This window comes from Streptococcus sp. GMD4S (assembly GCF_000296955.1).
Genome location: NZ_AJRE01000478.1, coordinates 1 through 2,615, shown reverse-complemented (window position 1 = coordinate 2,615; position 2,615 = coordinate 1). Strand labels below are relative to the sequence as shown.

The window sequence follows — 2,615 nt, the reverse complement described above, 5'->3', positions numbered from 1 at the left end:
AGAATTTTTGATCGAACTTGTTTAACCTTGAGCGCTTCTTTTAGTAATTTAAAAAACATGGGTCACCTCTCTTAGATGACTTCTACAGAACCACCTTTAGCAGTGATAGCTTCCTCAGCTGATTTAGAGAATTTAGCTGCTTTCACAGTCAATTTCTTAGTCAACTCACCGTTACCAAGAATTTTAACTCCTGATTTTTCAGCTTTCACAATTCCTGCTTCGATAAGCACAACTGGAGTTACTTCTGCACCGTCTTCAAAGACGTTCAATTGGTCAAGGTTTACAATTGCGTATTCTTTAGCGTTGATGTTAGTGAATCCACGTTTTGGAAGACGACGGAACAATGGAGTTTGTCCACCTTCAAAACCAAGGCGAACTCCGCCACCGCTACGAGCTTTTTGACCTTTTTGACCGCGACCAGATGTTTTACCGTTACCTGATGAAGTACCACGACCAACACGGTTACGTACTTTACGAGAACCTTCTGCAGGTTTCAATTCATGAAGTTTCATTATTATTTTCTCCTCTTTTGTAAAATGCTAGCGCCGATAAGAGAGAAAAGGTTGTCTCCCTTATCAACTCGCCTATACATGGTCATCTTAGATGACTATACCTAGTTTTAGGGGATGAGTATTGCCACATCCCCTAAAAATTCATTAGTTTACTTCTTCAACAGTTACCAAGTGAGATACTGCAGTGATCATACCACGGATAGCAGCGTTGTCTTCTTTGATAACAGAGCTGTTCAATTTGCCAAGTCCAAGTGCTACAACAGTTTTACGTTGTGATGGAATGCGTCCGATTGGAGACTTAGTCAAAGTAATTTTAATTTGAGCCATTTTATCCCCTTTCTTATGCCAAATCAGAAACTGAGATACCACGAAGGGCAGCAACTTCTTCAGCGCGTTTCAATTGTTTCAAACCTTCAACAGTTGCGCGAACAATGTTGATTGGAGTGTTAGAGCCAAGTGATTTAGATGTAATATCTGCCACACCTGCCAATTCCACAACGGCACGAACTGCACCACCAGCGGCAACTCCAGAACCTTCTACAGCAGGTTTCAACAATACTTTAGCTCCACCGAATTCTGAAAGAACTTCGTGTGGGATTGTTGTTCCAACCATAGGAACCTCAATCAAGTTTTTCTTAGCATCTTCTACTGCTTTGCGGATTGCTTCTGGAACTTCTTGAGCTTTACCAGTACCAAATCCTACGCGACCGTTGTGGTCACCAACAACAACAAGAGCTGCGAAACGAAGACGACGTCCACCTTTAACAACTTTCGTAACACGGTTGACAGCAACTACGCGTTCTTCTAATTCAACTGCATTGTCTTTAAATGCCATTTTCTAGTGTCCTCCTATTAGAATTTCAATCCGTTTTCACGAGCTGCATCAGCCAAAGCTTTCACACGTCCGTGATATAGATATCCACCGCGGTCGAACACCACTTCTGAAATACCTTTAGCGTTTGCACGTTCTGCAACGAGTTTACCGACAGCAACGGCTTGTTCAGTTTTAGTTCCTTTTGAAACTTCTTTGTCAAGAGTTGAAGCACTTGCGAGCGTTACACCCGCTACGTCATCAATCACTTGAGCGTAGATGCCTGTATTAGAACGAAATACGTTCAAACGTGGGCGATCAGCAGTTCCAGAGAGTTTTCCGCGAACGCGACGGTGGCGTTTTTGGCGGAGTTTGTTTTTATCTGGTTTAGAAATCACAGTTTTCACCTCTTTAGTTTTAAATCGTGTGCTATGCACTAAGTTGGAAAATAGGTTGGTGGTTAAAAATCAACCACTCAACATTATTTACCTGTTTTACCTTCTTTACGGCGAACGAATTCACCAACGTAACGGATACCTTTACCTTTATATGGTTCTGGTGAACGAAGGCTACGTACGTAAGCAGCCGTTTGACCAACTACTTCTTTTGAAATTCCGCTAACAACGATTGTTGTTGGGTTTGGAAGTTCAAAAGTAATTCCTTCTGGAGCTTCAACTTCGTCTGGATGAGATTTACCAACAGCCAAAACAAGTTTAGATCCTTGAAGTTGTGCACGGTAACCAACCCCGCGCATTTCAAGTTCTTTCTTGAATCCTTCTGATACACCAACAACCATGTTGTTCAAAAGGGCACGAGTAGTTCCGTGGATTGTTTTCATTTCTTTTGAATCGTTTGGACGGTGAAGAGTTACTTCAGTACCTTCCACACGAATTTCAATATCTTTTGAGAACTCACGAGTAAGTTCTCCTTTAGGTCCTTTTACAGTTACAACGTTGTCATTGTTAGTGATTTCAACACCAGCAGGCAACACGATAACTTTATTACCAATACGTGACATGTTTATTTTCTCCTGTTAAATTGTCAGGCCAGAATGGCCAGTTTTCACGGGGGGCATTCGGATTAGAGCAAACCTAGTTTCTTTCGAAAAGCTTTGACAAACTCCTGATATTCTGTCAATACATCAATAGCCGCAGGACTATAACCAATTTCACATAAAAGAGATACAAGGTCATCTTTTGACAATTCAGCCAAAGCGTCTTCTGCAACAATAAGTTTTTCATTCAATTCAGTAGCTTTCATCTTTTTCTCCTAAACTAATTTACTCTCTATTT

General features: G+C 41.2%; 6 protein-coding genes. All 6 read right to left on the bottom strand.

Translation table 11 applies throughout. The features are described 5' to 3' along the window. Positions 1-71: 71 nt before the first annotated feature. Positions 72-512 (bottom strand): 50S ribosomal protein L15, encoded by a 441-nt coding sequence (gene rplO, locus GMD4S_RS11835; RefSeq protein WP_000766089.1) that lies wholly within the window; start codon positions 510-512, stop codon positions 72-74. Between the two features lie 144 nt (positions 513-656). Next, entirely contained in the window at positions 657-839 is a 183-nt protein-coding gene (gene rpmD, locus GMD4S_RS11830) for a 50S ribosomal protein L30 (RefSeq protein WP_000057241.1), read from the bottom strand. A 13-nt stretch (positions 840-852) separates the two neighbouring features. Then, positions 853-1,347, bottom strand: a complete 495-nt coding sequence (gene rpsE / locus GMD4S_RS11825) for a 30S ribosomal protein S5 (protein ID WP_000874204.1) — start codon at positions 1,345-1,347, stop codon at positions 853-855. A 17-nt stretch (positions 1,348-1,364) separates the two neighbouring features. Further along, complete coding sequence (gene rplR, locus GMD4S_RS11820; RefSeq protein WP_000624044.1) at positions 1,365-1,721, bottom strand: 50S ribosomal protein L18; 357 nt, start codon at positions 1,719-1,721, stop codon at positions 1,365-1,367. A gap of 83 nt (positions 1,722-1,804) precedes the next feature. Then, positions 1,805-2,341 (bottom strand): 50S ribosomal protein L6, encoded by a 537-nt coding sequence (gene rplF / locus GMD4S_RS11815; protein ID WP_000086626.1) that lies wholly within the window; start codon positions 2,339-2,341, stop codon positions 1,805-1,807. A gap of 62 nt (positions 2,342-2,403) precedes the next feature. Continuing rightward, on the bottom strand, positions 2,404-2,583 hold the full coding sequence (locus tag GMD4S_RS11810) for a hypothetical protein (RefSeq protein ID WP_000648250.1): 180 nt from the start codon (positions 2,581-2,583) through the stop codon (positions 2,404-2,406). Positions 2,584-2,615: the final 32 nt, after the last annotated feature.